Source organism: Acinetobacter sp. (assembly GCF_036666595.1).
In the GTDB taxonomy this organism is placed as follows: Bacteria; Pseudomonadota; Gammaproteobacteria; order Pseudomonadales; family Moraxellaceae; genus Acinetobacter.
In genome coordinates, this window is sequence record NZ_JAVWVO010000047.1 from 1 (window position 1) to 917 (window position 917).

Consider the following 917-nt stretch of genomic DNA (forward strand, 5'->3'; position numbering starts at 1 on the left):
GACAAGATGTTTTAGGAAAAGATGAATAATGGGACTAGCAATCTTTTGTCTTATTCTGGGATTTATTGTTGGTTATTTGCTTAGAGACTCTAGGCAAGAAAAACCGAAAGAAACCATACAGAAAACAAGAAATGTGTACCTAAACTACAATGAAAGGCAGCGCGAAAAAATCCGCTATCACAATGATGCGGACAGAATCAGACAACTAAATTTACTTTCGCCAAACGAAAGCAAATTCATGAGATTGCTTCAACACCAATTTGAAGATCATAAACTGATTGTAAAAGACAGACGTTTTTATATAGCAGATCGGGACAACTACCCTGTTGCTATATTTGAATATCGAGATGGAACAAAGCAGCTAAAAGTAGAAGATACAGAAGAAGGAACACCAGTGTTTCTATACAAAGCAATTTTATCTAGCGAAGCAATTTTAGAAGATAAAGCAAAGCTCATAGCCGAATGTCGCATAACGTAATTTTATGTTAAATAGTATATCCAAGACTGTAGCCTACGCAACACAGTTGTTGCTACAGCTCGGCATCATGAATATAATTTTGTAGATTCATGATGCCGAGTACGTCAATGAACATAATATTCGTTATGCCGAAATCTCAAGCTATCTCATGCGATGGATATGGTGGTCCAATTTGATAAACAGTAATTTGAGTTGATCTATTTCTTTATGAATGTCTGTATAACTCCGTATTCATAGCTTAAAGAATTTTCGGATAACTCTGGAAACTTGAATGTGACAACTAAAACACAAACCAGTCTCATTGCCTATTTTTACTAAATATCTTTTCTAGATTAGCTCTTTCTTCACACTTCAAACCTCATCTAAATAATTGACTAAAAATAAATAGTCTGGCTCATTACAAATTTTTTAGGAAAAAATGTTCGATTAGTTAATTTTC

General features: G+C 33.9%; 1 protein-coding gene. It reads left to right on the forward strand.

Annotated features, from left to right (window positions below; all coding sequences use genetic code 11):
* Nucleotides 1-28 precede the first annotated feature (28 nt).
* On the forward strand, nt 29-478 hold the full coding sequence (locus tag RR876_RS16620) for a hypothetical protein (RefSeq protein ID WP_332637145.1): 450 nt from the start codon (nt 29-31) through the stop codon (nt 476-478).
* Nucleotides 479-917: the final 439 nt, after the last annotated feature.

Coding starts and splice junctions, on each gene's coding strand:
- RR876_RS16620 (WP_332637145.1), top strand. CDS start 29: ATGGGACTAGCAATCTTTTGTCTTATTCTGGGATTTATTGTTGGTTAT.